The organism is Cognatishimia activa, from assembly GCF_017798205.1.
GTDB lineage: Bacteria > Pseudomonadota > Alphaproteobacteria > Rhodobacterales > Rhodobacteraceae > Cognatishimia > Cognatishimia activa_A.
Window position 1 is genome coordinate 2,606,188 of the sequence record NZ_CP060010.1, and the last position, 24,161, is coordinate 2,630,348.

The following is a 24,161-nucleotide window of genomic DNA, read 5'->3' on the forward strand; positions in this document are numbered from 1 at the left end:
CAGGTTGTGAGCACGCTTATGGCGCATTTTGCAGGCCTTGGTAAACCACAGCACGCGCCATTCCTGCCGCCTGTGGCAGAAGCCTTGTGCAATTGGATAAGAATGCCCAATCCCGCCTTGCATCTGCCCCCCATCACACATAGGTTCCATCCAAATTTCGCGCGGGGAGCCGCGCCAGACAAAGGATCCAAAACATGGAAGCTTTCGCCCAGTTTATGCCGCTTATTCTGATCTTTGCGATCATGTATTTCCTGCTGATCCGTCCGCAGCAGAAAAAAGTCAAAGAGCATCAGGCCATGGTGGCCGCTGTGCGTCGCGGTGACGAAGTGGTCACGCAGGGTGGTCTGATCGGCAAGGTCTCTAAGGTCAAAGACGGCGAGAACGAGCTGGAAGTCGAGATCGCGGATGGTGTTAAGGTGCGCGTGGTGCAGAACACCATCGCGGATGTGAAATCCAAGACCGAACCTGTCAAATCCTAAACGATCAAAGGATCCAGCCCTATGCTGCAAATCGCGCTCTGGAAACGCGTTCTGATCTGGGCGACTTGTGCGCTGGGTCTTTTGCTTGCGATGCCCAATGGGTTTTACACCCGGGTGGAAACGCATAACGACGCTGTTGCTTCGCTTGAGGCGGGCTTTAGCGGCAATGGTATCGAAGAGCAGGCGGCCATGTGGCCGTCCTATCTGCCGTCCTCTTTGGTGAACCTGGGTCTGGATTTGCGCGGCGGTGCGCATTTGCTGGCCGAGGTGAAGGTCGCGGATGTTTATGCCGCACGTATGGAGGCTCTGTGGCCTGAGGTGCGTAACCTTTTGAGGGCTGAACGCGCCACAGTTGGCACGATCCGTTTGCAGCCAAGTGCGGATGATGAGCTGCGGGTTAAGATCTCAAAGCCTGAGGCGATTTCAGAGGCTGCTGCGATTGTTGGCACTTTGGCGCAGCCGGTTGTTTCTTTGACGGGTGTCGGATCCAATGATCTGTTGGTCAGCACCGATGGTGATACGATTGTCGTCACCCTGTCAGAGGCCGAGCGTGTCGCAACGGACGAACGCACCGTGCAGCAATCCCTTGAAATCATTCGCCGCCGGATTGACGAGGTCGGCACACGTGAACCGACCATTCAACGTCAGGGCTCGGACCGGATCCTTATTCAGGTGCCGGGTATTGGCTCTGCCAGCGAGCTGAAAGACATCATCGGCACCACGGCGCAGCTGACCTTCCAGCCGGTTGTGAGCCGCACGTCTGATGCGCAAGCCCCTGCGGGGTCCGGCAATGAGGTCCTGCCATCTTTGGACGACGCAGGCACCTTTTATATCCTTGAAAGCGCGCCTGTTGTGACCGGCGAAGAGCTGGTTGATGCACAGCCGAGCTTTGATCAGAACGGCCGTCCAGCTGTGTCCTTCCGGTTTAACCCAAGCGGGGCCCGTAAGTTTGGCGATTATACCGCCGAAAATATCGGCTCTCCCTTTGCGATTGTTTTGGACGAAGAGGTGATTTCGGCACCTGTGATCCAAAGTCATATCCCGGGTGGATCGGGGATCATCACCGGCAACTTTACGGTTGAAGAAAGCACCAATCTCGCTGTTCTCCTGCGGGCAGGGGCTCTGCCTGCGGGGCTTGATTTCCTTGAAGAGCGCACGATTGGCCCAGAGCTGGGGCAGGATAGCATCGAGGCAGGTCGGATCGCTTGTATCGTGGCTTTCGCCGCTGTGCTGGTCTTTATGCTCCTGAGCTACGGCACCTTTGGAATTTTCGCCAATATCGCGCTGATTATCAATGTGGGTCTGATCTTTGGCCTTTTGTCTCTGGTGGGCGCGACTCTAACCCTGCCGGGCATCGCGGGCATCGTTCTGACCATCGGTATGGCGGTGGACGCCAATGTGCTGGTGTTTGAACGGATCCGCGAAGAGATCAAATCCGGCAAAGGGCCGGCAAGATCGATAGACCTTGGCTATGAAAAAGCGCTGAGCGCCATTCTGGACGCCAACATCACGACCTTCATCACTGCTGTGATCCTCTTCGCGATGGGCTCGGGCCCTGTGCGTGGCTTTGCGATTACGCTGGGCGTCGGCATCCTGACCTCGGTCTTTACCGCGATCTTTGTCACGCGCCTGATGGTGATTATCTGGTTTGAACGCCGCCGACCTAAGAAGCTGGAGGTGTAAGAGATGCGCCTGAGACTTGTTCCAAAAGAAACAAACTGGGATTTCTTTAGCAAATCCACGCTGACGCTTGGGTTTTCCGGGTTCCTGATCGTGCTGGCCTTGGTGTCCTTCTTTCTGCAGGGCCTGAACTTTGGCATCGACTTCCGGGGCGGTACGACCATTAGGACCGAAAGCACCGTGGCAGTTGACGTCGGCGCCTATCGCGGCGCGATTGAGCCGCTGGGTCTGGGCGATGTCACGATCACCGAAGTCTTTGACCCGACCTTTGAAGAAAACCAGAACGTGTCGATGATCCGCATTCAGGCGCAAGAGGGACAAGAGTCTGTGTCCGCCGAAGTCGTGCGCGATGTTGAGGCCGCTTTGAAAGAGGTCGCGCCGGATATTGTCTTTGTTCAGGTAGAATCCGTGGGCCCGAAAGTGTCTGGCGAGTTGATCCAGACGGCGGTCATTGCGGTCGTTCTCGCGATTGCGGCGGTGCTTGTCTATATCTGGTTGCGCTTTGAATGGCAGTTTGCTGTGGGCGCGGTGGCTGCGCTGGTGCACGACGTTGTGCTTACCATCGGTGTTTTCTCGGAACTGCAGATCAGGTTTGATCTGGCGATCATCGCGGCGCTGCTGACCATCGTTGGCTACTCGCTGAATGATACCGTGGTTGTCTTTGACCGCGTTCGGGAAAACCTGCGCAAGTATAAGAAGAAAGACCTGAAAGAGGTCCTCAACCTCTCGATCAACGAGACGCTCAGCCGGACCGTGATGACCTCGGTTACCACCTTGTTGGCGCTGATCTCGCTCTTCGTTCTGGGTGGCGACGTTATCCGGGGCTTCGTCTTTGCGATGATCTGGGGCGTGATTGTCGGGACATATTCGTCCGTCTTCGTCGCCTCGGCAGTCTTGCTGAAATTGGGCGTGAAACGCGACTGGTCCAAGCCTGACGCAAATGCAGGCAACCAATACGCAAACATTGATGCCTGATCTCATCAGCCAAGCCTTAGCCACCGATGGGCTAGGGTGGTTGGTTCTGACCATGACAGTCGCGGGCATCGTCCGCGGCTTCACTGGTTTTGGGACCGGGATGATCTTTGCGCCGATTGGGTTTCTGTTCCTCGAGGTCACCGACGTCGTGCTGTTGCTGGCGATCACGGGCTTTGCAAGCACGGCGGCTTTGCTGCCAAAAGCTGTGCGGGATGGAGATATCAAAGAGGTCTCGAAGCTCGGGATTGCCGCGATCATCACAGTGCCCTTCGGGATCTGGCTGATTACGCTCTTTACGCCGGATGCGATCCGCTGGCTGGCTTGTTTCATCGCCGGAGGACTGGTGGTCGCGTTGCTTTTGGGCTGGCGCTATCGCGGGCCGATCACCACGCCGCGCTTGTTCGGCATCGGTGCAGCGGGCGGTATTTTCGGAGGCCTCACGGGGCTGACAGGCCCAGCGGTGATCCTGTTCTATCTGGCGAATGGCTCTCGCGCGGTCGTCGTGCGTGCCAATACGATCCTGTTTCTGGCCACTCTGGATATCGCGCTGGCGGCTAACCTCTTTGCCAAAGACCTGATCCGCGCGGAAATCGTCGGGCTCGCCTTGGTGCTGAGCGTGCCGTATTTCTTGACCTCGCTGATCGGGCAGCGCCTGTTCCGACCCAACTATGAACAGATCTACCGCCTTGCGGCCTATGGTATCATTGCGGGTTCGGTGGTGATTGGGTTACCTCTGTGGGACTGAGGATGAAAACATGCAACTGACCGAAATCGACTACCCTGACGCGCAGCCCATCGAGAGCTATGGGCCGGATTTCTTCCGCATCGGAGACGACAAGATCGCAGCCCCCGCTTTGGTGCATGCCAAAGGCGCGACGGTCTGGGGGGGCTTGGACGATCCCGCCAAGGTGATCGAACTGGCCACAGAAATCGATTTCATCCTTCTGGGCACCGGCGCTGACTTGCGCCACGCGCCGAAAGAGTTTCGCGAGGCACTAGAGGCCGCGGGCATTGGGGTTGAGGTCATGAAGACCTCGTCGGCCTGCCGCACCTACAATGTGCTGGTTTCGGAAGGGCGTCGTGTGGCGGCAGCGCTTTTGCCAGCGGGTGAGGGTTAAATGCTGAAGGTCACCGATCTTGCGGTCGCGCGTGGCGGGATCGCTGTGCTGGAAGGCGTGACGTTTGAGGTCGCCAAAGGCCAGGCCGTGATTCTGCGAGGCGACAATGGCTCGGGAAAAACCACCTTGCTGCGCACGATTGCGGGCTTGCAGGAGCCGCTGGCGGGGCAGGTGGACTGCGCCCCTGACAGCATCGCCTATGCTGCGCATCTGGACGGGATTAAAGCCAATCTAACCGTGGAAGAGAACCTAAAGTTCTGGGCCGATGTGTTTCAGTCAGATCAGATGGACAAGGCGGTTGAGGCCTTTGATCTGGGCGGGCTGTTGCAACGGCCCGCGAATACTCTGTCGGCGGGACAAAAACGCCGTCTGGGTCTGTCGCGTTTGTTGGTCACGGGCCGTGATATCTGGGTTCTGGACGAGCCGACCGTGTCGCTGGATGCCTTCACTGTCAAAGGCTTCGCCGAGATCGTAAAGGCCCATCTGGCGGCCGGAGGCTGTGCCCTGATCGCGACCCATGTGGATCTGGGCCTAGAGGGCGACACCCTCGACGTCATGCAATTCTGCGCCAAGGGCGATAGCACCTTGTCCAGCTTTGACGAGGGCTTTTTATGATCGCGCTTTTGCTGCGGGATCTGAAACTGGCCTTCCGCGCCGGTGGGGGCTTTGGCCTTGGCCTTGCGTTCTTTCTGATTGTTGTGGTGCTGGTGCCGTTCGGCGTTGGCCCTCAGACCGAGCTTTTGTCGCGTATCGCGGCGGGCATCCTCTGGGTCGGCGCGCTATTGGCCTGCCTTCTGTCGCTGGACCGTCTGTTTGCGCTCGATTGGGAGGACGGCTCGCTGGATTTGCTGGCGACCTCTCCGCTGCCGCTTGAGGCGGTCGCTGTCAGCAAAGCGCTCGCCCATTGGCTCACGACCGGACTGCCGCTTGTTGTCGCATCCCCTGTCTTTGGCCTGCTTTTGGGCTTACCTGAAGCGGGATATATCTTTGTGGTTCTGTCGCTTTTGATCGGCACACCCGCGCTGAGTTTCATCGGCGCTTTCGGCGCGGCCCTCACAGTGGGGATCAAACGCGGTGGGCTGTTGCTGTCTCTCTTGGTGTTGCCGCTCTATGTGCCGACGCTGATTTTCGGTGCAGAGGTCGCACGGCGCGGCAGTGAAGGACTGGCCGTGCAAACTCCGCTGCTTTTGCTGGCGGGGATCACATTTGGGTCAATGGCGCTTTTGCCCTTCGCGAGCGCCTTGGTCTTGCGGGTGAATTTGAGGTAAGCACGGGATCACCGTGCAAGGAAGGAAGAGTAAGATCATGAGGCTGAACGCTTTGTGGGAATACGCCAACCCAGTAAAGTTCATGCGTCTGACGGACCGTGTGCTGCCTGTGGTGTCTGTGCTGGCTTTAGGGGCCATGGCCCTTGGGCTGGTCTGGGGCTTTTTCTTTACGCCCGATGATTTTCGGCAAGGATCCACAGTTAAGATCATCTATCTGCATGTGCCCTCCGCCATGATGGCGATTTCGGCCTGGTTCATGATGCTGGTGACCTCGCTGATCTGGCTTATCCGTCGCCATCACGTCAGTGCTTTGGCCGCCAAGGCCGCAGCGCCTGTTGGGGCGGTTATGACGATCATCGGGCTGGTGACTGGCGCGATCTGGGGGCAGCCCATGTGGGGGACTTGGTGGGCCTGGGATCCGCGTCTGACGTCCTTTCTGATCCTGTTCTTGTTCTACCTCGGCTATATCGCCCTTTGGGAAGCTGTCGAGGACGGGGATACGGCGGCTGATCTCACCTCAGCGCTCTGTCTGGTGGGGTCAGTGTTCGCGTTTCTCAGCCGCTATGCGGTGAACTTTTGGAACCAGGGTCTGCATCAGGGCGCCAGCGTTCTGCGGGCGGGGGCCATTGCCGGAGACACTGAGGAACGAGTCAGCAATGTCTTTGCCGTGCCGCTGTTCATTTCCATGGCCGGATTTGTGTTGTTTTTCATCGCCTTGGTGCTGTTGCGGACGCGAACTGAGATCCGCCTGCGCCGTGCCAAAGCGCTCATCGCGCGGGAGCGTTTGTCATGATACCAGACCTCGGGAAATACGCGGGCGAAGTGCTGTCGTCCTATGTGGCGTCTTTGGTCTTGCTGGCAGGTTTGGTGATCGTCAGCTTACGTGCTTCGCGCAAAGCCAAGGCGGCCTTGGAAGCTTTGGAAAAGGACCGTCAGAATGGCTAGGATCTCGCCTTTGATGATCGCGCCACCGGCTATTTTTTTGGGCCTTGCGACGCTGTTTTTTGTCGGCATGCAACGGGACAATCCGGACGAGCTGCCAAGTGCGATGGTGGGTCGCCAAGCGCCCGAGGTGGCTGTCGCGCCCGTCAGCTATGCCGAGACATTTGACGCAAGTGACCTGCGCAGCGGCGAGCTGACTATGGTGAATTTCTGGGCAAGCTGGTGCGCGCCCTGTCGGACGGAACACCCGACGTTGATGCAATTGAAGGACTCTGGCATCAAAATCATGGGTGTGAACTACAAAGACAACGAAGGAAACGCCGCTGGCTTCATTGAGGAACTCGGTGATCCCTTTGCCAAAGGCGGTGCGGATCCCAACGGGCGTATGGCGCTGGAATGGGGCGTTTATGGCGTGCCCGAGACCTATATCATCGACGAAGACGGCACGGTGCTGATGCGCATCGCAGGCCCGCTGACGCAACGCGAAATGGCCGCAAGGGTGCAGCCACTCTTGGACGCGCGCTAGGGATTAGGCCGAAGCCTGTGAGATCGCTAGGTCTCCGGCAAGTTCCAGTTTCAGGAATTTGCGTTTCTCGGCGTTGACGCGTTCGATCATGCCAGGGATGAGGAAGGCGTCAACGACGACCCAAATGCCAAGGGGGATCAACAGAAAGAACCCGACCGCAATGATCGCCGTGGCCACACCGACCAGCCAAAGCACAAGCATGACAACGCCGCTGCTGGTGCGACCCAGATAAAAACGATGGCCGCCAAGTCCCCCAAGGAAAAACCAGATTAAATAGGCCACCCCTGTGGATTTCTTCTCGTTTTGAAGGCGCTGCTCAATTAGGATTTGTTGCTCTGTGGTCAGGGACACGGATTTCTCCATTTAAACTAATAAAGAAACCGCTAATCCCAAAAGCTTATCAAAGCGTTAACGTCGATGCCTTCAGTGCCCGTCCGCCTCAAAAATCGACAGTTTTAACTCGAGCCCCGCGCCCAGCCAGATCGCGTGATCGCGGTGGTCTGCAAGATCGTCACCTGTGCTGGGGTGGGCAAAGATGATCAAGCCGTTGCGATTAAGCGCGCACCAGGGCAGCAGCGCGTTGAACTGCTCGGGCGTTGCGCCCAACAGGCAGGAATACATCGGATGCGGACCTACCGGGCGCTCATGGACACGTCCCATCGTGACGCCAAAGCGGTCTCTGGCGTCTTCGCAAAAGGCGCGCGCCTGATCGACGGTGGCATCGTCAAAGTAAACATGGACGTGGTAGTCGGTGATGATGTCTGTGTGTTTCATGAGGTTTAGGTGGCGACAATAGGTGCGCAACGCAAGAGACAAAATTGAACAGGTCTTGTGCGAAACACCGCGTTCGCACACGCGACCTCACAGTTTTTAGCGGCGATCTCGCGAAGGCTTGATTGGTGTTTCAACGGGAAGTTTTTTATCAAGGTCGAGACTTAGCAAGATTTGGATGGAACAAATGGCGCGATTTATTCGGTGGATACAAGCGGCACTCCTGAGCGCGGGGCTTGGCGTTTCTGCAGGTGCAGTTGTTGCTGGCGGGCCTGTTGTGGTCGAGCTTTACACCTCGCAAGGCTGTTCGAGCTGTCCTCCGGCGGATGCATTTCTGGCCAAAGAACTGGCAAAAAGGGACGACGTGATCGCGCTGGCGCTGCATGTGGATTATTGGGACTATATCGGTTGGAAAGATGATTTTGCAGATCCGGCCTATACCGACCGGCAACGCGGCTATGCCCGCGCAGCAGGGCAGCGGACGATCTACACGCCTCAGATGATCATTGGCGGGTTGGATCACGTGATTGGCAGCCACCCGCGCGAAGTGAAACATTTCATCAGCAAACATGCAGAGGCTGCGAATGATGTGTCAGTTTCTTTGACCCGTACTGGGGATGTTTTGGAGATTTCCCTTGATCCCGGCACGGTTAAGCGCTCGCGCATGTCTGTGCAGTTGGTTCGCTACGAGCCTGAGGCTACGCGAAACATCAAACGCGGCGAGAACGCGGGGCGGGAATTGCTTTATGCCAATATCGTAACTGAATGGTTGCGCGTAGGCACCTGGAACATGCGCTCTGATCGTACGTTCAAGGCCAATGTCAAAGGTGATCAGCCGATTGTGGTTCTGGTTCAGCACGAAGACCACGGCCAGATCGTAGCCGCCGCGCGCTTAAACTGAGATATCCAGTTTCATGTCCTTGCGCTTGTCCAGATGCGCGCGCTCGGGCTTCCACCTTTTGTGTGACCAAAGCCATTGTTCAGGTGACTTGCGGATTTGTTCTTCCAGTCCGTCGTTGATGGCTTGGGTCATGGTCTTCACATCGCTATGCGGGATGGGCTCTTCGACAAGAACCTCAAAAGAGATCCCGTCTTTCAAACGGCGACTGTAGACGGGCACAACCAGGGCGTCGTATTTCAAAGCAAGTTCCGCTACTGAGGAAGCCGTCGGCGCAGGTTTACCAAAGAAATTAACAATCATTCCACTGCTGTAATATTGATCCGGTAGGATCGCGACCGTGTTGCCTTGTCGCAGAAACTTCACCATCTCCGCCATGCCGCGGCGTGTCCGGCCGAACATTGGACTGGCGATTGCAGCAAGTGCTTCAACGTAGTGAGGGTTGAAGTAAGGGTTAGACATGTCGCGATATAGTGCGCCGATTTTGTGCCCACGTTGCATGATAAGACTGCGCGCTGCGTGGCAATTACCGAAATGCCCAGAGACCACGATGATCGGCCGATTGTTAACGCGTGCTTCGTCGAGAGCCGTAATGCCAGGGCCAATAGGCGCTAGCTTTGAGACGCGCTCGTTGAATTCCCGCGCGGAGTACTGTTCTAGAAGGCATCTTCCGATATTGTCGGGAACTGCGATACAGAGTTTGTCGACCTCATTCGCAGGCAACTCAGGCCAGACATAGGCCAAATTCTGCTTTATGCGCTTTCTCGCGCCCGAGAGGGGGCCAAGCACACGGGCAAAAAGCCAACCCGCTAGGTGCATGCGCGGTACGTAAGGCAATGCGAGCATCATCAAGATCACAGAACGGCCAATGGCATTCAGAAGCCAATTGCCTGCGCGTTGAGAAAAAGGAGGTTTGTCGGCCATGGTCCCGCTCGTGTTTTCATCAGACTTAATGCCTGTACGGGCGGGACGCAAGAAAAGCGCTTAGCTGTCGTAGGTGCTGCCGCCCGACATCGCTTTCAGCAGAAGGGTTTCTGCACGGCTGCCTGCGCCGCCACGGGCACGGATTTCGGCCAGTTGCGCCAGAGCGCCGTCGTAGTCACCCATGTTGACCTTGGCCTCACCCAGATAGGACCGCGCGAGGATATTGTTGGGATCGACCTCAAGTGCCTTGTCGTAAAAGGATAGCCCGACCTCGATGTTGCCCATCTTGCGGTGAGTAAAGCCCCAGAGCGCCAGCGTGCGGCTGGCGTCCTGCGATTTCACAGCACGCAGAACCTTTTGCGCATCGCCATAATCGCCCGCATAGGCATAGCGTTGCGCGCTGTCCAAAAGGTAGGCGTCGTTTTGAGTGGACTCAGAGGGTTCGACACATTCTTTGGTGTCTTTGTCCCAGACCAGCCCGTCGTCGCATTTCTCATCCGCGGTCGGCTCTGGGGTGCTTGGGGTCGTGCCTGCCGCGAGGACCGTCAGGGGGGCGAGGGTCAGGGCCGCAGCTAAAACAAGTTTCATGATCATTCCTCCATGGGATCTGTTGACGTTATCATGAGGAATACGTTCGACAGCGGGGATTTATTCCCGTGATCACGAAAATGTTTACAACTTTCTGCTGCGGCCCTTGTTTTTAAACGGTTTTTAGTGCGGCTTAGCTCTCGCCAAAGACGCGTTTAAAGATCGTGTCGACATGTTTGGTGTGATAGCCCATGTCGAATTTCTCGTTGATACCGTCAACGCCCAGCGCGTTTACCACGTCCTCATCCGCCAGAAGTTCCTCGCGGAAATCGGTGCGGAACTCCCAGACTTTCAGAGCATTGCGCTGCACCATGACATAGGCGTCCTCGCGACTGACACCGGCTTGGGTCAGGGCCAGAAGCACACGCTGAGACATCACGAGGCCTGGGAACTTGTTCATATTGTCGAGCATGTTCTCAGGGAAGATCAGCATCTTGTCGACTACGCCGGTCAGACGTGCCAGCGCGAAATCAAGCGTCACACAGGCGTCCGGGCCGATCATACGTTCCACAGAGCTGTGCGAGATGTCACGCTCGTGCCACAGGGCCACGTTCTCCATCGCAGGGACAACGGCCATACGCACCAGACGCGCGAGGCCTGTGAGGTTTTCGGTCAGGACAGGGTTTTTCTTGTGCGGCATCGCGGAGGAGCCTTTCTGGCCCATCGAGAAGAATTCTGCGCCTTCCAGCACTTCCGTGCGCTGCATGTGGCGGATCTCGATCGCGACGTTTTCGATGGACGATGCAATCACGCCAAGGATCGCAAAGAACATGGCGTGACGGTCACGCGGGATGACCTGTGTGGAGATCGGCTCTGGTTTCAGGCCGAGTTTCTCGCAGACATGTTCCTCAACCGCCGGGTCGATATTGGCGAATGTGCCAACGGCGCCAGAGATCGCACCGGTCGCGATTTCTTCACGCGCAGCTTTCAGGCGCTCGAGGTTACGATCCATTTCCGCATAAAACCGCGCAAAGGTCAGGCCCATGGTGGTTGGCTCCGCGTGGATACCGTGAGAACGACCGACACGAACGGTGTTCTTATGCTCCATCGCGCGCTTCTTCAGCGCAGCGAGCAGACCGTGCATGTCTTCGATCAGAATGTCCGCGGCGCGCACCAGCTGCACGTTCAGGCAGGTGTCTAGAACATCAGAGGATGTCATGCCCTGATGCACAAAACGTGCTTCTTCTGAACCGACATGTTCCGCCAGATGGGTCAGGAAGGCGATGACGTCGTGTTTGGTGACCGCTTCGATCTCGTCAATGCGGGCGACGTCAAATTCGACATCCTTGGCTTTCCAAACTGCCTCTGCGTTTTCGCGCGGGATCACGCCCAAATCCGCTTGTGCATCACAGGCATGCGCCTCGATTTCATACCAAATGCGGAACTTCGTTTCCGGAGACCAGATGGCCACCATCTCGGGGCGGGAATAGCGTGGGATCATGTCACAGCCTTGTGTCTTTTGGGAAGTTGCGGGCGGTATAGACTGCGCATGACGAATGAACAAGTGAAGGACGGGAAAATGTGGCGCAAAGCCCTTGTTTTATTGGTATTGGCCATGCCAGCCGCCGCAGAAGACTGGGTTCCGCTGACGGGTGCGCAGATCCAAGAGGCTCTGACGGGCAAAAAACTACAATATGAGAACGCCTGGCAGGATTTCCGTGCCTCGGGTCGCACGCTTTACAATGCGGGGCGGGATAGCTGGGGCTATTGGGCTGTGCGGGACGATCAATACTGCAGCCAGTGGCCGCCACAAGCGCCATGGGATTGCTATGACGTTTCGCAAAAAGGCGATCAGATCCGCTTTACTGGCGCGTTTAATGACGTGAGCGAAGGCGTTTTTGTCGAGGAATAGCCGGTTCACACAGCAGTGAGATTTCGCGCAAAGGTTGAAATTTGTCTGGTCTCTCACGCGCGGCGCACTAGCTCGCAAGTGTAACATGTTATGATTATGTCTCGGGAGGACGCAGAGATGACCCTTAATCGCAGAACATTCCTGGCCAGCGGCGTGGCGAGCGCAGCGCTGGCCTCGCCTTTGGCAGCGGCAGCGCCGAAGCTTGGCGTGAACTTTGGCGGGTTTCATCGCGTCACCTTGGGCGACTTTGAGATCACGACTCTGGCCGGCGGGACCCGCGTTGTCGAAGAGCCGCAAAAGATATTTGGCCTGAACGTCAGCGCCGACGACTTCGCGGCGGCTTCCAGCATGGCGAATATCCCTGCCGATCGCACGCGCTTCTATTTCACGCCGGTGCTTGTGAACACAGGATCAGAGCTGGTTCTGTTTGACGCAGGCCTCAACGGTCAGGCGACTTTGGCGCAGATCGAGGCCGCGGGATATACCGCTGATCAGATCGACAAAGTGATCATCACCCATATGCACGGCGACCACATCGGCGGCCTCATGGGCGATGCGGGCGAGACCTTTGCCGGTGCGGAATATGTCTCTGGTGCGGCCGAGAACAATTTCTGGGCGGGGCAGGACAACAAGAACTACAAGGCCAAGGTCATGCCGTTGGCTGAGAAGTTCTCTTTCGTGTCTGATGGCGCGTCTGTGGCCTCTGGTATCACGGCCATGGATGCAAGCGGGCACACGCCGGGGCATATGGCCTATATGCTGGAAAGCAATGGGGCGTCGATGCTGTTGGGGGCCGATTTCGCGAACCACTATGTCTGGTCGCTGGGGTATCCTGATTGGGAAGTGCGTTTTGATATGGACAAGTCAGGCGCTGCGGCGCGGCGTCGGCAAATCTTGGATATGCTGGCGACGGACAAAATCCCCTTCACCGGCTATCACATGCCGTTCCCGGCCATTGGATATGTCTCCACGCGCGGCGATGGATTTGAGTACGAGCCAGCGACATATCAGCTGACGCTCTAAACTTCGTGAAAGTCTAAGGATTTCAAAGGCAAGGCGGAGGTATCTCCGCCTTGTTTTGTTTAGCCGGGCGCGAGTTCAGTGACCACTTGGCTGGATTTCTCAAGCGTCCGGTGTACCGGGCATTTGTCAGCTATTTCCAAAAGCCGCGCGCGTTCATCGCTGGTGAGCGTACCCTCGAGGTGAATCACCCGCTTGAAGCTGTCGATCTTGTCGCCGGATCCGGTCGAGGCATCCTGAGCGTGCACTTTGTTGTGGCTGACATCCACCCAAACGTGGTCCAGTTTCCACCCTTTGCGGCGCGCGTACATGCGGATCGTCATAGACGTACAAGCGCCCAGGCCAGAGGCCAGAAATCCATAGGGAGTCATGCCCTTATTGGTGCCGCCATAGGCCAGCGGTTCATCCGCGAGCGTGTGATGGAAGGGCCCAGAGTTCACGTCCTGCAAGAAACCATCGGCATCCGCTTCCGAGACGCGCACAACGCCTTCAGGAGCTCCGATAGGTGGGGCAGGTGGCGCAAGGTCCAGATAGCGCGCGGCCCATGCCGAGATCACTTCGGCGGCATATTCAGCGTCTTCGCCTCGGCTGATGAGGTGGTCGGCGTTATCCAATGTAACAAAGCTTTTGGGGTGTTTGGCCGCAAGGAAGATCTCTGACGCGTTTTCAATCCCTACGATGTCATCTAGCGGCGCATGCATCACGAGCAGTGCTTTTTTCATGTTTGCAATCAGAGGCTTGAGGTTTTGCGCCTCAACATCCTGAACAAAGCTCTCGCGGATTTTGAAGGGGCGTCCGCCAAGGCTGACCTGCGCTTCGCCTTTCTCGCTGATCTCTTCTAAGGCACCGCCGAAATTATGCGTCACATGGGCCGGATCAAAGGGCGCACCGAGTGTGACCACAGCCTTCACGCTCTCAAGTTCGCCCGCCGCCCGCAGAACCGCCGCGCCTCCAAGAGAATGGCCGATCAGAAGGCTCGGGGCCATGCCGCGCTCTGTCAGGTAGTCTGCGGCTGCGTTCAGATCCTGCACATTGCTGGTGAAATGTGTGTTTGCGAATTCGCCCTCCGAATGCCCGAGCCCGGTGAAATCAAACCGCAGAACCGCCACGCCCATGGCGGCCAATCGCCCGGCTATCCGACGCGCGGCCGGGATGTCTTTGGAACAGGTAAAGCAATGCGCAAAAAGGGCGGTCGCCAGATGGGGTCCTTCGGGCAGATCCAGACGGGCGGCCAGCTTTTCGCCGCTGTGGCCGATAAATGAGACGCGTTCGCTTGGCATGGGGCAGATCCTTGGCTGTGGATGCCTTAACTTGGGGCATCCACTCCGCCGCGCCAACCCCAGCGAAACAAGGGTCACGCCAAGGTGAAGAGCTGCGACTTAGGTCTGGCCCATCAGCGCCGGATCAAACGGATATTTGGTGAGGTTTTCATAGCCGTCTTCCGTGATCAGCACCTGATCCTCTAGCTTGATCGAGAAATCGCCGCCCTCGGGGCTGACCAAAGCCTCAACACAGAGCGTCATGCCCGCCTCGAGTTCATAGTCAAAGGCGTCCTCGTGGCCTGTGCCCGGGTAATCCACATGGGGCCATTCATCACAGAGGCCGACGCCATGCATCATGCAGCTGTATTTCTGTTTCTGGAACTGCGGATCCAATACATGGCCGTTGGCTGACAGATCATTGATGGACACACCTGCTTTCAGCATCTCCATATTGGTCTGGATATGCTCGACCCCATGCTGCATCGCATAGATCATATCGGCTGGGGGCTTTTCATCGCCGATCCACCAAGATCTTGAGATATCGATACAAATTCCGTATGCGCCGACGAGGTCGGTGTCGAAACTGACGATCTCATTGTTGCTAATCAGACGCGGGCCGCATTCCTGGAACCACGGGTTTGTGCGCGGACCAGAGGCAAGCAGACGGGTTTCGATCCACTCGCCGCCGCGTTCGATATTGGCTTTGTGCAGGATCGCCCAGACATCATCTTCAGAGACGCCTCCGCCGGGAATGGCTTCGCGGGCGAAGTCTTCCATTTCCTTGACGGCGGCCTCGCAGGCCACAGAGGCGCAGCGCATGGCGAGGATTTCGTCAGGGCCTTTCACGGCGCGGCATTTCTCCGTGAGCTCTTCGCCGGGGAAGACCTCGAGCCCTGCGCTTTCCAGTGCGCGCAGACCGTCGATCATGATTTTGTCGACCGCGAGACGTTTGTTGCCCGGCGCGTGTTCGTTCAAAAGGTCGATGACCTCGTTTGTGAATTTCGTTGCCGCCTCGGTGATCCGGTCCCCAACCGAGAAGTAGAACATCGAGGCACCGGAACGTTGTTCCCGCACCAAGGGGTTGAATTCACTGAGGAAGGGCGAGTTCTTGTAATCCCACATCACCATATAACCGTCCGCGCAGATCAACGTGGCGCGGAAGGGGTTGTGGGTGTTCCAGAGCTGCATATTGGTGCTGTCGGTCGCGTAGCGGATGTTCAGCGGATCAAACACCAAGAGGCCCGCATAGTCGCGGTCCTGGATGAATTTGGTCAAACGCTTGAGGCGAAATTCGCGCATGCGGGGCAGATCGGGCAGGGTGAGGCCTGCGGCTTCCCACTCGCGGAAGGCAAGTTGGGTCGGGCCGATCTCGATGCGGTCGTTGTCGTTTGGGGTGTTGTCCCCGAGCATGACACCTTTGGATGGGTCAATCTTGCGGCGGTCGCGGGAATAATTCATCTGGCTCTCCTCCTGAGGTCAGGATGCGGGGCGGGATGCGGCCATGTCCGGTCAAAAAGCGACCTTTGGACGGGGTTTGGGCGGCGCTTTTGGGAAATGGGGTTCTCTTTTGCCGGGAATTGCGAGAGGTTTTGCGTCAAAGACGCTTTGAGGCTGCGCGGTGATGTCTGTCATTTTGCAAGATGAGATTCCCTATGATGTGACGGTGGAAAAACCGCTTCCGGGCGTTGCGCCTCTGGGGGAGTCGAGCTGGTTGCATCTGGATGAGGCTTACGTTGCGCAATTGGCGCGAAAGGCCGAGTTGCTCGCGGAGCGGCGTGCTGAAGTGGTGGCTTTGGACGCGGGGGCTGTGCCTGCAGCGCAAGAGCTGTTGCGGATGGTTGTGCGTGAACTGATTGAAAAGCATGGGTTTTCTGGCTCAAGTGACTCGGTGGCGCGCCCTGACGGGCGCGCGGTTGCGCTTAATTATAAGGATCCGCTTGGAACGTTGGCTCAGTTGGTGCAGGAGGATTTCTGCATTCTGCAAAAGCAGGGCAACGAGCATGTGCTGACGGGTGCGTTGTTGTGTTTTCCGGCAAGTTGGACTTTGGCGGAGAAATTCATGAAGCCTTTGGTGCGTATTCACAAGCCAGTTCGAAGCTATGACGCCAACATCGCGAAACGCGTGCAGCGGTTGTTTGATGGGGTGCGCGTGGGGAGGCCTGTGTGGCGGTTCAATGCGTTGCACTATGCGGATGCAGAGCTGTTTCATCCGAGGACAGAGGATGCGCCGCGCGAGGATGACTATGAAGAGCGGCGGTATCTACGGAGTGAACGGCAGGTGATTATGCGGTTGCCTGAGACACAGGCGGTCGTGTTTGCAATTCACACCTATATCGTCGAGGCGTAGCGCCCTAGGCATGGGACAAGGCCGAAGGCCGCCATGCCAAAGCGGACCCGCCCCTTTGGGGCCGCTTTTTGGTTGAGGCTGTTCGAGCCGGATATGTCCTGCGGATTAGGCGGAGATAAACGGGCATATTGAAATGTTTAGAGAGCGACCCCGCGGGTCCGTTTTGGCATGGCTTTCACCCAACAAAAAAAGGCGCCCCGAGGGACGCCTTTTCCGTAATATTCCAGCAGCTTAGCAGCTGTAGTACATACCGAATTCCACTGGGTGTGGGGTATGTTCGTAGGTTTCGATCTCTTCCATTTTGAGCTCGATGTAACCTTCGATCTGGTCTTTGGTGAACACGTCGCCAGCCAGCAGGAAGTCCATGTCCGCTTGCAGCTCTTCCATTGCTTCGCGCAGGGAGCCACAGACAGTTGGGATACCAGCCAGTTCTTCTGCAGGCAGATCGTACAGGTTTTTGTCGTAAGACGGGCCTGGGTCGATCTTGTTCTTGATGCCGTCGATGCCGGCCATCAGAAGCGCTGCGAAGCAGAGGTATGGGTTCGCGGATGGATCCGGGAAACGTGCCTCAACGCGCTTGGCTTTTGGAGATTCGGTCCAAGGGATACGAACACAGCCAGAACGGTTACGTGCAGAGTATGTGCGCAGAACTGGGGCTTCGAAGCCTGGGATCAGACGCTTGTAAGAGTTGGTGGATGGGTTGGTGAAGGCGTTCAACGCTTTCGCGTGCTTCAGGATACCACCGATGAAGTACAGAGCTTCTTGGGACAGATCCGCGTACTGGTCACCAGCAAACAGAGGCTTGCCGTCTTTCCAGATGGACATGTTGCAGTGCATGCCGGTGCCGTTGTCGCCTGCGATTGGCTTTGGCATGAAGGTTGCAGATTTGCCATAAGACTGTGCCACGTTGTGGATCACGTACTTATACTTCTGCAGCTCGTCCGCTTGGTGAGTGAGCGAACCAAAGATCAGGCCCAGCTCGTGCTGACAGGACGCAACCTCGTGGTGGTGCTTGTCCACTTTCATGCCCAGACGCTTCATGGTGGAGAGCATCTCGGAGCGGATGTCCTGACCATCATCGATTGGGTTTACTGGGAAGTAACCACCTTTGACACCTGGACGGTGACCGGTGTTGCCCATTTCGTATTCGGTGTCAGAGTTCCAGGAACCGTCCTGAGCATCAACTTCGTAGGACACTTTGTTGATGGTGTTAGAGAAGCGAACGTCGTCAAACAGGAAGAATTCTGCTTCTGGACCCCAGTAGGAGACATCACCGATGCCGGAAGACTTGAGGTACGCTTCTGCTTTTTCAGCAGTGGAACGTGGGTCACGCTCATAGGCTTCACCGGTGTCTGGCTCAACGATAGAGCAGTGCACACAGATGGTTTTCTCTGCGTAGAAAGGATCTACGTAAGCAGAGTTGGTGTCTGGCATCAGTTTCATGTCAGAGGATTCGATGGATTTCCAACCAGCGATGGAGGAACCGTCGAACATGAAGCCTTCTTCCAGGAAGTCTTCGTCGACTTCTGTGGACATCACGGTGACGTGCTGAAGTTTACCACGAGGGTCTGTGAAACGGATATCTACGTATTCCGCTTCCTCGTCTTTGATCAGCTTGAGAACTGCATCTGCGCTCATGCTTGCTTTCCTTCTACTAAAAGAGTTCGGAGTGTTTACAGGGCGTCCGCGCCGGATTCACCGGTACGGATGCGGATGGCTTGTTCGACAGAGCTGACAAAGATTTTGCCGTCCCCGATTTTATCGGTTTTCGCTGCGTCGACGATCGCTTCGATCGCCTGGTCCACCATGTCGGCGTCCAGAACGACTTCGATTTTGACCTTTGGCAGGAAGTCCACGACATATTCTGCGCCGCGGTAGAGTTCGGTATGGCCTTTTTGACGACCGAAACCCTTGACCTCGATCACCGAAAGACCTTGGACACCTACGTCCTGCAAAGCTTCTTTCACTTCATCAAGTTTGAATGGCTTGATGATGGCTTCGATTTTTTTCATCTCGGGGTCTCCTCACCTGAGTTATGTCGTGCTGATCCCATGTTCCTGAGGGGGCGACAATCGGATAGGGCGTTTTGGGTCGAAAGGCTAGGGTCAGTTTTTGAATCGTGATTAAAAAATAGGCAAATAGGCGCGAAAAGGGGCGAAATGAAAACTTTGCCACTTTGGGCCTTGTGAATATGGGCGTAACGCAGGGTGGGGTGCACGGAAATTTACTGGGACAAAGATGCATTTTCCACTCGCATCCCGCAAATAGCTTTGCTAGAGACACGCGAACTGGCGGCAGCGATGCGCCAGCGATGTGCGGGTGTGGCGAAATTGGTAGACGCACCAGATTTAGGTTCTGGCGCCGCGAGGCGTGGGGGTTCAAGTCCCTCCACCCGCACCACTCTTTCTTCTGACATAGGTTACTGAAGCATTACGGCGGCGCGCGCGCTGTTGGCGGTGTGTTCATCAATCTTAGCTAGCCCTGATCCTTACTCAAAACGCGTATGTGAGGATGGGAAATGGATATTTACGATGAAACTCTGGGAATGACTCGCAGTTTGGCGGGCACCTTTGGCAATATGGTCGACGTGGTGCCCAATGACGGGGCCGATCTGCCGCAACCTGCGGTGAAGCTTTATGTGGAAACCGGCGGGGCGCTGGTGGTGATGGGGGTGAACGGGACCGCGAGCGTGACCGTGCAAGTGCCTGATTTTTCAGAGCTTAACCTGAATGTGCGTCGGGTCTATGCAACCGGCACCACGGCCTCTGGCATCAAGACGTTTGTGGTCTGATGCTGGATCTGGGTGTGGGTATAGGACAGAGCGCAGGCCAAGCAGCGCAGGTGCGAGCACGAATGCCGGCCGGGCTCCTGCCGATTAGGCAGGCGACCCTGCAGGACATGAGCCATGTGACTTCGACCACGGGCGATGTGACCCTGGGCGATGGAGAGATCCTGATGGGCGCGAATTCTCGGGTCACCATTGCGGGGAATTTCTCGGGCAATCTCTGGGTGCATTCGGTGACGGCGGATGTCTCGGGCACGACGCGAGCTCGGTTTCTGAGCCCGACCTATATGCCAGAGGGCACACGTCAGGCTGAGGGCATGCAAACGTGGAAATTTCCAGCTGCGAGCAATCAGGGTTCTTTGGATTTTCTGACGGGGAGCAATTCCTCTTGCCGGCTGCTTGGGTTGCAAGTGGTTGATATGGGGGATGTTTTGACGAAACCTGCCAAGGTGGTGCTGGCCTTGGGACAATCCTTGATGGAGTGCTCGTCGGTGTCTCTAGGCGTCAATCGCAGCTTTGACTATTGGCCCGGGGCGCGATGTCTGTATCTGCCCGGGGCGAGTTATGCCGGTCGTGGCACCACTCGGGCCGAGCCGCATGCGATGCATGTCCCGCTGCAGTATCAGTCGATCGGTCAGGGCGTGTCTCCGGCGGCGGCATTTGCACAGGAGCTGCTGCCCTTTGTGCCAGAGAGCCATAACCTCGTGATTGTCGCAGGCGCGTGGTCGCAGACGTCTTTGGTGGGCGCTGATGGCGATTGGAACCCGGTGGCGACCACGGCGGATCGGGCGGCCTATCAAAATGCGGTGGATTTGGTGACGGAGGGGCTGGCCAATTTGCCTGCAGGATCCGAGGTCATCGGTGCCCTCTGGGCGCAGGGGCAGGGGGACTATAGCGCGACCTTTGATGTCGACTATCCGCCAGCTTTTGCGGCGATGCGCAATCAGATGCAGGTGGATTTGGGGACGGGTACGATCCAGTGGCTGATCCTTGGCCCGCCACCGGACGGAGTGGCAATCTATCAGGATCTGTTCCGTGAAACCCAGCAAAATATGGATCAAGACAGTGGGCATGCCCTGGCGCAAGCCGGCGTCCACACGATCTCGCATCCCACCGGATATATCGAAGACGGCACCCATGTGACCGCCTGGGGCAGCCGCGTGATGGGGCGGCTTGCGGCACGGCGATTCATCGCGGAAGGGTATCTTTGACAAGGGGCGGCTTTCGGGCCGCCTTTTCTTTGCGCCTTGCCCTTAGATCATTGGCAAATCCGTGCCTTTCACGCGCGCCTTTTGCCTTGTCATTCTGCCCCCTGATCTATAGAGAGCGACGTCAACGCATGAAGAAGTTAAAGGCGGTGCCAATCGGTGCCGCTATTTAGGTTGAAAGAAGGACGATACAATGCAGGTCACCGAGACCCTGAATGAAGGCCTGAAGCGCGGCTATACCATCACGCTGACCGCAGATGAGCTGGACGCGAAGGTCAACGAAAAACTGGCTGAAGCGCAGCCAGACGTTGAAATGAAGGGCTTCCGCAAAGGCAAAGTGCCTATGGCGCTGCTGAAAAAGCAATTCGGCCAGCGTGTTCTGGGCGAAGCGATGCAAGAGTCCATCGACGGCGCGATGAGCAGCCACTTTGAAGAATCCGGTGATCGTCCTGCGCTGCAGCCAAAGATCGAGATGCAGAATGGCGAAGAGTGGAAAGAAGGCGACGATGTAGTTGTCGACATGTCCTACGAAGCTCTGCCAGAGATCCCAGAAGTTGATCTGAAATCCATCGAGCTGGAAAAGCTGGTTGTGAAGCCAGAGGATTCCGACGTTGAAGAAGCGCTTGGCAAGCTTGCCGAGACTGCGCAGAACTTCAAATCCCGCCGCAAAGGCTCCAAAGCGAAAGATGGCGACCAGGTTGTGATGGATTTCGTTGGTAAAATCGACGGCGAAGCCTTTGACGGCGGCGCGGGCGAAGATTTCCCACTGGTTCTGGGTTCTGGTCAGTTCATCCCTGGCTTTGAAGAGCAGCTGGTTGGCGTGAAAGCCGAAGAAGAGAAGGACGTCACCGTATCCTTCCCAGAAGAATACCAAGCCGAGCATCTGGCGGGCAAAGAAGCTGTGTTCACCTGCACCATCAAAGAAGTCAAAGAGCCTGTGGCGGCTGAACTTGATGACGAGCTGGCCAAACAATTCGGCGCCGAAGATTTGAACGCTCTGAAAGAGCAGATCACTGAACGTCTGGTTGCGGAATACGCAGGTGCTGCACGTCAGGTTCAGAAGCGTGCGCTGCTGGATGCGCTGGACAAGGTTGTGTCCTTCGACCTGCCTCCGTCCTTGGTTGAAGCAGAAGCAAACCAAATCGCGCACCAACTGTGGCACGAGGAAAACCCTGAGGTGGAAGGTCACGACCACCCAGAGATCGAACCAACCGAAGAGCACACCTCTTTGGCAGAACGCCGCGTGCGTCTTGGCCTGCTGCTCGCAGAGCTGGGCCAGAAAGCCGAAGTCGAAGTGTCTGACGCGGAAATGACCCAAGCGATCATGAACCAAGCGCGCCAGTATCCTGGTCAGGAACGTCAGTTCTTTGAATTCGTTCAGCAGAACCAGCAGATGCAACAGCAGCTGCGCGCGCCACTGTTTGAAGACAAAGTCGTCGACTATGTGTTTGAACTGGCTCAGGTTTCTGACAAAGAAGTCAGCAAAGCCGATCTGGAAAAAGCTGTTGAGGCACTGGACGAGGAGTAATCCTCGCTTGGGCGCGGCCTAACGCTGCGCCTCAATCCAAAATCAAAAAGGGGCTGCTCAGAAATATTGAGCAGCCCCTTTTCATTGCGCCACACTCTACGCAACACGCCTTGGGGAATAAGGCGATTTGGGTGGCCAAGGTCACAGGGTAGCACCCTCGGCCGAAGAAATAACTTTGATCTAAACTTTTAATAAATGTCGTGACAGGCGACGAATCGCATGCCGTGTTTGTGTAGGGCGACCTTAGATCGTCGCTGTAAGCGCAGAGGGCAGGCGCATCGAAAGTGCGCTGCGCAATGCCAATACCGCCGAGCGTTCCTTGTCCGAGGAAGCCTCTGCGATTTGCTCGTCAAAATAGGTCTGCAATTCTTTCGGATCAGTCACACCCGGCATTGGCGGTTCCATGGCCAGAGCTTCAATTTTCGCAACCGCCGCATCCTCATCAAGCATGACATCGCCTTCGATACCTGCAAAAGCGCGCACCTTGCCGATACGCTCGTCTGTGCAGTCCAAAAGCGCCGCCAGAGCCGAGACCTTGCCCATTGGAACAGTCTTGCCCACATAGCCATGAGGCGCGTTGTCAGAGCGTTTCAAAACGCGGTCCATGACCGGATCAATCACAGTGATGATATCGGTGATACCCGCCGCCTTGGAGTATTCCAGAATGCCCACCATCAACTCACATGTGGCTTTGGACACTGTGGTCTTGCTGTCTTCGCTTTTGATGCGCTGTGTATCAACGCAGAAGCGGGTGGATTCCCAGATGTTCGGGCTTCGGACCGGAGGTTCTCCGTCCAGAATAGCGTCAAACACATCGGCCAGCATATGCGGCCCCATGGTTTGCAGAACACGTGCGCAGGAAATGACGTTCATCTCGTCATCCAGGCCCACAATGTAGCTAGGATTCATATTGTCGAATTGGTCGATCTCTTTGCCGTCCGTGATGGTCACATCCCATCCCAAACGACCTGCGAAAACCCGCGCGCGAAGCTGAAACATGTCTTCCAGGATCGTCGGGAAGCGATGCATGTTCAATGCGTCTATTGTTAAAATCATGTGCACCCCCAATTGTGCTTTGCCGTGAATGAAGGTTAACGGCGTGCCATTGGGTGCGGGTATTGTGGGAAACCCGTAGTTTGGGATTTCTCACCTTATTTCAGAGGTTTATACGGGATTTCCCTAGGTCTGTGAGAGCGGATACAGCGATTTTGGCGCAGTTTTCCCACATTTACACACAGAGTTATCCACAGGATGGTGGTGGAATTAACCGGGGAAAATTAGGTTCATCCCAATCGCGCGACCAACGGCCTGAGATGTGGTCAGGGCGACGAGTTTTTCGCGTGATGAACGGACGTGAACTTCGACAGTGCGTGTAGAGATATTCAGAATATCCGCCACATCCTGCTGTGATTTCCCGGCGGCCAGCCATTGCAGGACTTCGAGCTCTCGCTTGGAGAGGTTCGGGTGGTGCAGATAGCGCGACAGGGGCTCTGTGCGCATCACGTTGTCATGCATATGCGCTGCGGCTTGCTGCAGTTCGATCATGACGTTATTGCGCAGTTTGATCCATTCTTCCTTGCTGCAGTCGCGGGTGACGCTGAGCATGCCGAACTCGCCAAATGGGCCACGGATCGGGATAGTGATGCCTTTGTCGCCGATGCCAAATTCGCGGGCAGGGTCAAAGACCTTGCGGAAGTTCTGATCTTTGTTCAGGCGGAGCCAGTCTACAGGTGCGACGCTGCGCATGGCTGAATGCAGGGTAGGGTCGATCGTGTGCAGGTGGTTGTCCTGATAGTAAGTCTGCCATTCATCGCTGTAGGTGACGATGGCATGCATGACGCCACCAACCGGATTTATGCCTGCATAAGCTGCATCGTCAAACTCATAGGTTTCACAAATATTGTGCAGAAACTTAGTGTAACGATCTTCCGATTCCGGAATGTCGTGCAGGCTTATCAGGTCCAATTGCCACCCCCAATGAAACGTCGCC

The 24,161-nt window shown here is 56.5% G+C and carries 28 protein-coding genes and 1 tRNA gene; 18 read left to right on the forward strand and 11 right to left on the reverse strand.

What is annotated here, in order from left to right; all coding sequences use genetic code 11:
- The first annotated feature begins 194 nt into the window (after positions 1-194).
- From yajC to HZ995_RS12820, 10 genes are read left to right on the forward strand one after another with little or no spacing between them, the layout of a single operon-like run.
- Positions 195-479 (forward strand): preprotein translocase subunit YajC, encoded by a 285-nt coding sequence (gene yajC / locus HZ995_RS12775; protein WP_209356032.1) that lies wholly within the window; start codon positions 195-197, stop codon positions 477-479.
- Between the two features lie 21 nt (positions 480-500).
- Entirely contained in the window at positions 501-2,162 is a 1,662-nt protein-coding gene (gene secD / locus HZ995_RS12780; RefSeq protein ID WP_209356033.1) for a protein translocase subunit SecD, read from the forward strand.
- Positions 2,163-2,165: 3 nt separating this feature from the next.
- Positions 2,166-3,134, forward strand: a complete 969-nt coding sequence (gene secF / locus HZ995_RS12785; protein WP_209356034.1) for a protein translocase subunit SecF — start codon at positions 2,166-2,168, stop codon at positions 3,132-3,134.
- Positions 3,127-3,879 (forward strand): sulfite exporter TauE/SafE family protein, encoded by a 753-nt coding sequence (locus tag HZ995_RS12790; protein ID WP_209356035.1) that lies wholly within the window; start codon positions 3,127-3,129, stop codon positions 3,877-3,879. The genes secF and HZ995_RS12790 overlap by 8 nt, the downstream gene beginning before the upstream one ends.
- A 10-nt stretch (positions 3,880-3,889) precedes the next feature.
- The gene (locus HZ995_RS12795; RefSeq protein ID WP_209356036.1) at positions 3,890-4,252 is read left to right on the forward strand and encodes an Mth938-like domain-containing protein; all 363 of its coding nucleotides are present in this window, start codon (positions 3,890-3,892) and stop codon (positions 4,250-4,252) included.
- Positions 4,253-4,867 carry a heme ABC exporter ATP-binding protein CcmA gene (ccmA, locus tag HZ995_RS12800; protein WP_209356038.1) on the forward strand — a complete coding sequence of 205 codons (615 nt, stop codon included), beginning with the start codon at positions 4,253-4,255 and terminating at the stop codon, positions 4,865-4,867.
- Positions 4,864-5,520 carry a heme exporter protein CcmB gene (ccmB, locus tag HZ995_RS12805; protein ID WP_209356039.1) on the forward strand — a complete coding sequence of 219 codons (657 nt, stop codon included), beginning with the start codon at positions 4,864-4,866 and terminating at the stop codon, positions 5,518-5,520. The genes ccmA and ccmB overlap by 4 nt, the downstream gene beginning before the upstream one ends.
- Positions 5,521-5,557: 37 nt before the next feature.
- Positions 5,558-6,313, forward strand: a complete 756-nt coding sequence (locus HZ995_RS12810; RefSeq protein WP_209356040.1) for a heme ABC transporter permease — start codon at positions 5,558-5,560, stop codon at positions 6,311-6,313.
- Positions 6,310-6,465 (forward strand): heme exporter protein CcmD, encoded by a 156-nt coding sequence (gene ccmD, locus HZ995_RS12815; protein ID WP_209356042.1) that lies wholly within the window; start codon positions 6,310-6,312, stop codon positions 6,463-6,465. The genes HZ995_RS12810 and ccmD overlap by 4 nt, the downstream gene beginning before the upstream one ends.
- Positions 6,458-6,988, forward strand: coding sequence for a DsbE family thiol:disulfide interchange protein (locus HZ995_RS12820; RefSeq protein ID WP_209356043.1), 531 nt, complete (start codon positions 6,458-6,460; stop codon positions 6,986-6,988). The genes ccmD and HZ995_RS12820 overlap by 8 nt, the downstream gene beginning before the upstream one ends.
- 3 nt (positions 6,989-6,991) lie before the next feature.
- On the opposite strand, the gene HZ995_RS12825 is transcribed toward HZ995_RS12820, so the two are convergent.
- Positions 6,992-7,339 carry a TM2 domain-containing protein gene (locus HZ995_RS12825; RefSeq protein ID WP_245168664.1) on the reverse strand — a complete coding sequence of 116 codons (348 nt, stop codon included), beginning with the start codon at positions 7,337-7,339 and terminating at the stop codon, positions 6,992-6,994.
- A 72-nt stretch (positions 7,340-7,411) separates the two neighbouring features.
- On the reverse strand, positions 7,412-7,762 hold the full coding sequence (locus HZ995_RS12830; protein ID WP_209356046.1) for a DOPA 4,5-dioxygenase family protein: 351 nt from the start codon (positions 7,760-7,762) through the stop codon (positions 7,412-7,414).
- A gap of 184 nt (positions 7,763-7,946) precedes the next feature.
- Between HZ995_RS12830 and HZ995_RS12835 the strand changes: the two genes are divergently transcribed.
- Positions 7,947-8,660, forward strand: coding sequence for a DUF1223 domain-containing protein (locus HZ995_RS12835; protein ID WP_245168665.1), 714 nt, complete (start codon positions 7,947-7,949; stop codon positions 8,658-8,660).
- On the opposite strand, the gene HZ995_RS12840 is transcribed toward HZ995_RS12835, so the two are convergent.
- The 3 genes from HZ995_RS12840 to purB all read right to left on the reverse strand — a co-directional run bounded on the left by HZ995_RS12840 (position 8,652) and on the right by purB (position 11,610).
- Entirely contained in the window at positions 8,652-9,581 is a 930-nt protein-coding gene (locus HZ995_RS12840; RefSeq protein WP_209356049.1) for a lysophospholipid acyltransferase family protein, read from the reverse strand. The genes HZ995_RS12835 and HZ995_RS12840 overlap by 9 nt on opposite strands.
- 60 nt (positions 9,582-9,641) lie before the next feature.
- Entirely contained in the window at positions 9,642-10,169 is a 528-nt protein-coding gene (locus HZ995_RS12845) for a tetratricopeptide repeat protein (RefSeq protein ID WP_209356050.1), read from the reverse strand.
- A gap of 133 nt (positions 10,170-10,302) precedes the next feature.
- Entirely contained in the window at positions 10,303-11,610 is a 1,308-nt protein-coding gene (gene purB / locus HZ995_RS12850; RefSeq protein ID WP_209356051.1) for an adenylosuccinate lyase, read from the reverse strand.
- Between the two features lie 48 nt (positions 11,611-11,658).
- Here purB and HZ995_RS12855 point away from each other — a divergent pair, with 48 nt between their 5' ends.
- Both HZ995_RS12855 and HZ995_RS12860 read left to right on the forward strand, forming a co-directional pair.
- A complete protein-coding gene (locus HZ995_RS12855; RefSeq protein ID WP_245168666.1) occupies positions 11,659-12,021 on the forward strand; it encodes a hypothetical protein in 363 nt (120 codons plus the stop codon).
- Between the two features lie 117 nt (positions 12,022-12,138).
- Positions 12,139-13,044: an MBL fold metallo-hydrolase gene (locus HZ995_RS12860; RefSeq protein ID WP_209356053.1), complete on the forward strand. Its 906-nt coding sequence runs from the start codon at positions 12,139-12,141 to the stop codon at positions 13,042-13,044.
- 59 nt (positions 13,045-13,103) lie between these two features.
- On the opposite strand, the gene HZ995_RS12865 is transcribed toward HZ995_RS12860, so the two are convergent.
- Positions 13,104-14,321, reverse strand: coding sequence for a bifunctional alpha/beta hydrolase/OsmC family protein (locus HZ995_RS12865; RefSeq protein ID WP_209356054.1), 1,218 nt, complete (start codon positions 14,319-14,321; stop codon positions 13,104-13,106).
- 99 nt (positions 14,322-14,420) lie between these two features.
- Positions 14,421-15,761, reverse strand: coding sequence for a dimethylsulfonioproprionate lyase DddP (gene dddP / locus HZ995_RS12870; RefSeq protein ID WP_209356056.1), 1,341 nt, complete (start codon positions 15,759-15,761; stop codon positions 14,421-14,423).
- 163 nt (positions 15,762-15,924) lie between these two features.
- Between dddP and HZ995_RS12875 the strand changes: the two genes are divergently transcribed.
- Positions 15,925-16,650 (forward strand): heme-dependent oxidative N-demethylase family protein, encoded by a 726-nt coding sequence (locus HZ995_RS12875; protein WP_209356057.1) that lies wholly within the window; start codon positions 15,925-15,927, stop codon positions 16,648-16,650.
- Positions 16,651-16,881: 231 nt separating this feature from the next.
- Here the strand turns inward: HZ995_RS12875 and glnA are convergent, their stop codons facing one another.
- Together glnA and HZ995_RS12885 are read right to left on the reverse strand one after the other, a co-directional pair.
- Positions 16,882-18,288: a type I glutamate--ammonia ligase gene (glnA, locus tag HZ995_RS12880; protein WP_209356059.1), complete on the reverse strand. Its 1,407-nt coding sequence runs from the start codon at positions 18,286-18,288 to the stop codon at positions 16,882-16,884.
- Between the two features lie 35 nt (positions 18,289-18,323).
- Complete coding sequence (locus tag HZ995_RS12885; protein WP_209356060.1) at positions 18,324-18,662, reverse strand: P-II family nitrogen regulator; 339 nt, start codon at positions 18,660-18,662, stop codon at positions 18,324-18,326.
- Between the two features lie 303 nt (positions 18,663-18,965).
- On the opposite strand from HZ995_RS12885, the gene HZ995_RS12890 reads away from it, so the two are divergent.
- The 4 genes from HZ995_RS12890 to tig all read left to right on the forward strand — a co-directional run bounded on the left by HZ995_RS12890 (position 18,966) and on the right by tig (position 22,171).
- Positions 18,966-19,050: transfer RNA gene (locus HZ995_RS12890), tRNA-Leu, on the forward strand.
- A 118-nt stretch (positions 19,051-19,168) separates the two neighbouring features.
- Positions 19,169-19,441: a spike base protein, RCAP_Rcc01079 family gene (locus tag HZ995_RS12895; RefSeq protein ID WP_245168667.1), complete on the forward strand. Its 273-nt coding sequence runs from the start codon at positions 19,169-19,171 to the stop codon at positions 19,439-19,441.
- A 62-nt stretch (positions 19,442-19,503) separates the two neighbouring features.
- Positions 19,504-20,646, forward strand: coding sequence for a sialate O-acetylesterase (locus HZ995_RS12900; RefSeq protein WP_209356062.1), 1,143 nt, complete (start codon positions 19,504-19,506; stop codon positions 20,644-20,646).
- A gap of 190 nt (positions 20,647-20,836) precedes the next feature.
- Positions 20,837-22,171, forward strand: coding sequence for a trigger factor (tig, locus tag HZ995_RS12905; RefSeq protein ID WP_209356063.1), 1,335 nt, complete (start codon positions 20,837-20,839; stop codon positions 22,169-22,171).
- Positions 22,172-22,414: 243 nt separating this feature from the next.
- Here tig and HZ995_RS12910 read toward each other — a convergent pair whose 3' ends face one another.
- Both HZ995_RS12910 and HZ995_RS12915 read right to left on the reverse strand, forming a co-directional pair.
- Positions 22,415-23,227, reverse strand: a complete 813-nt coding sequence (locus HZ995_RS12910; RefSeq protein ID WP_209356064.1) for an acyl-homoserine-lactone synthase — start codon at positions 23,225-23,227, stop codon at positions 22,415-22,417.
- A 207-nt stretch (positions 23,228-23,434) separates the two neighbouring features.
- On the reverse strand, positions 23,435-24,136 hold the full coding sequence (locus tag HZ995_RS12915; RefSeq protein ID WP_209356066.1) for a helix-turn-helix transcriptional regulator: 702 nt from the start codon (positions 24,134-24,136) through the stop codon (positions 23,435-23,437).
- Between the last annotated feature and the right edge of the window lie 25 nt (positions 24,137-24,161).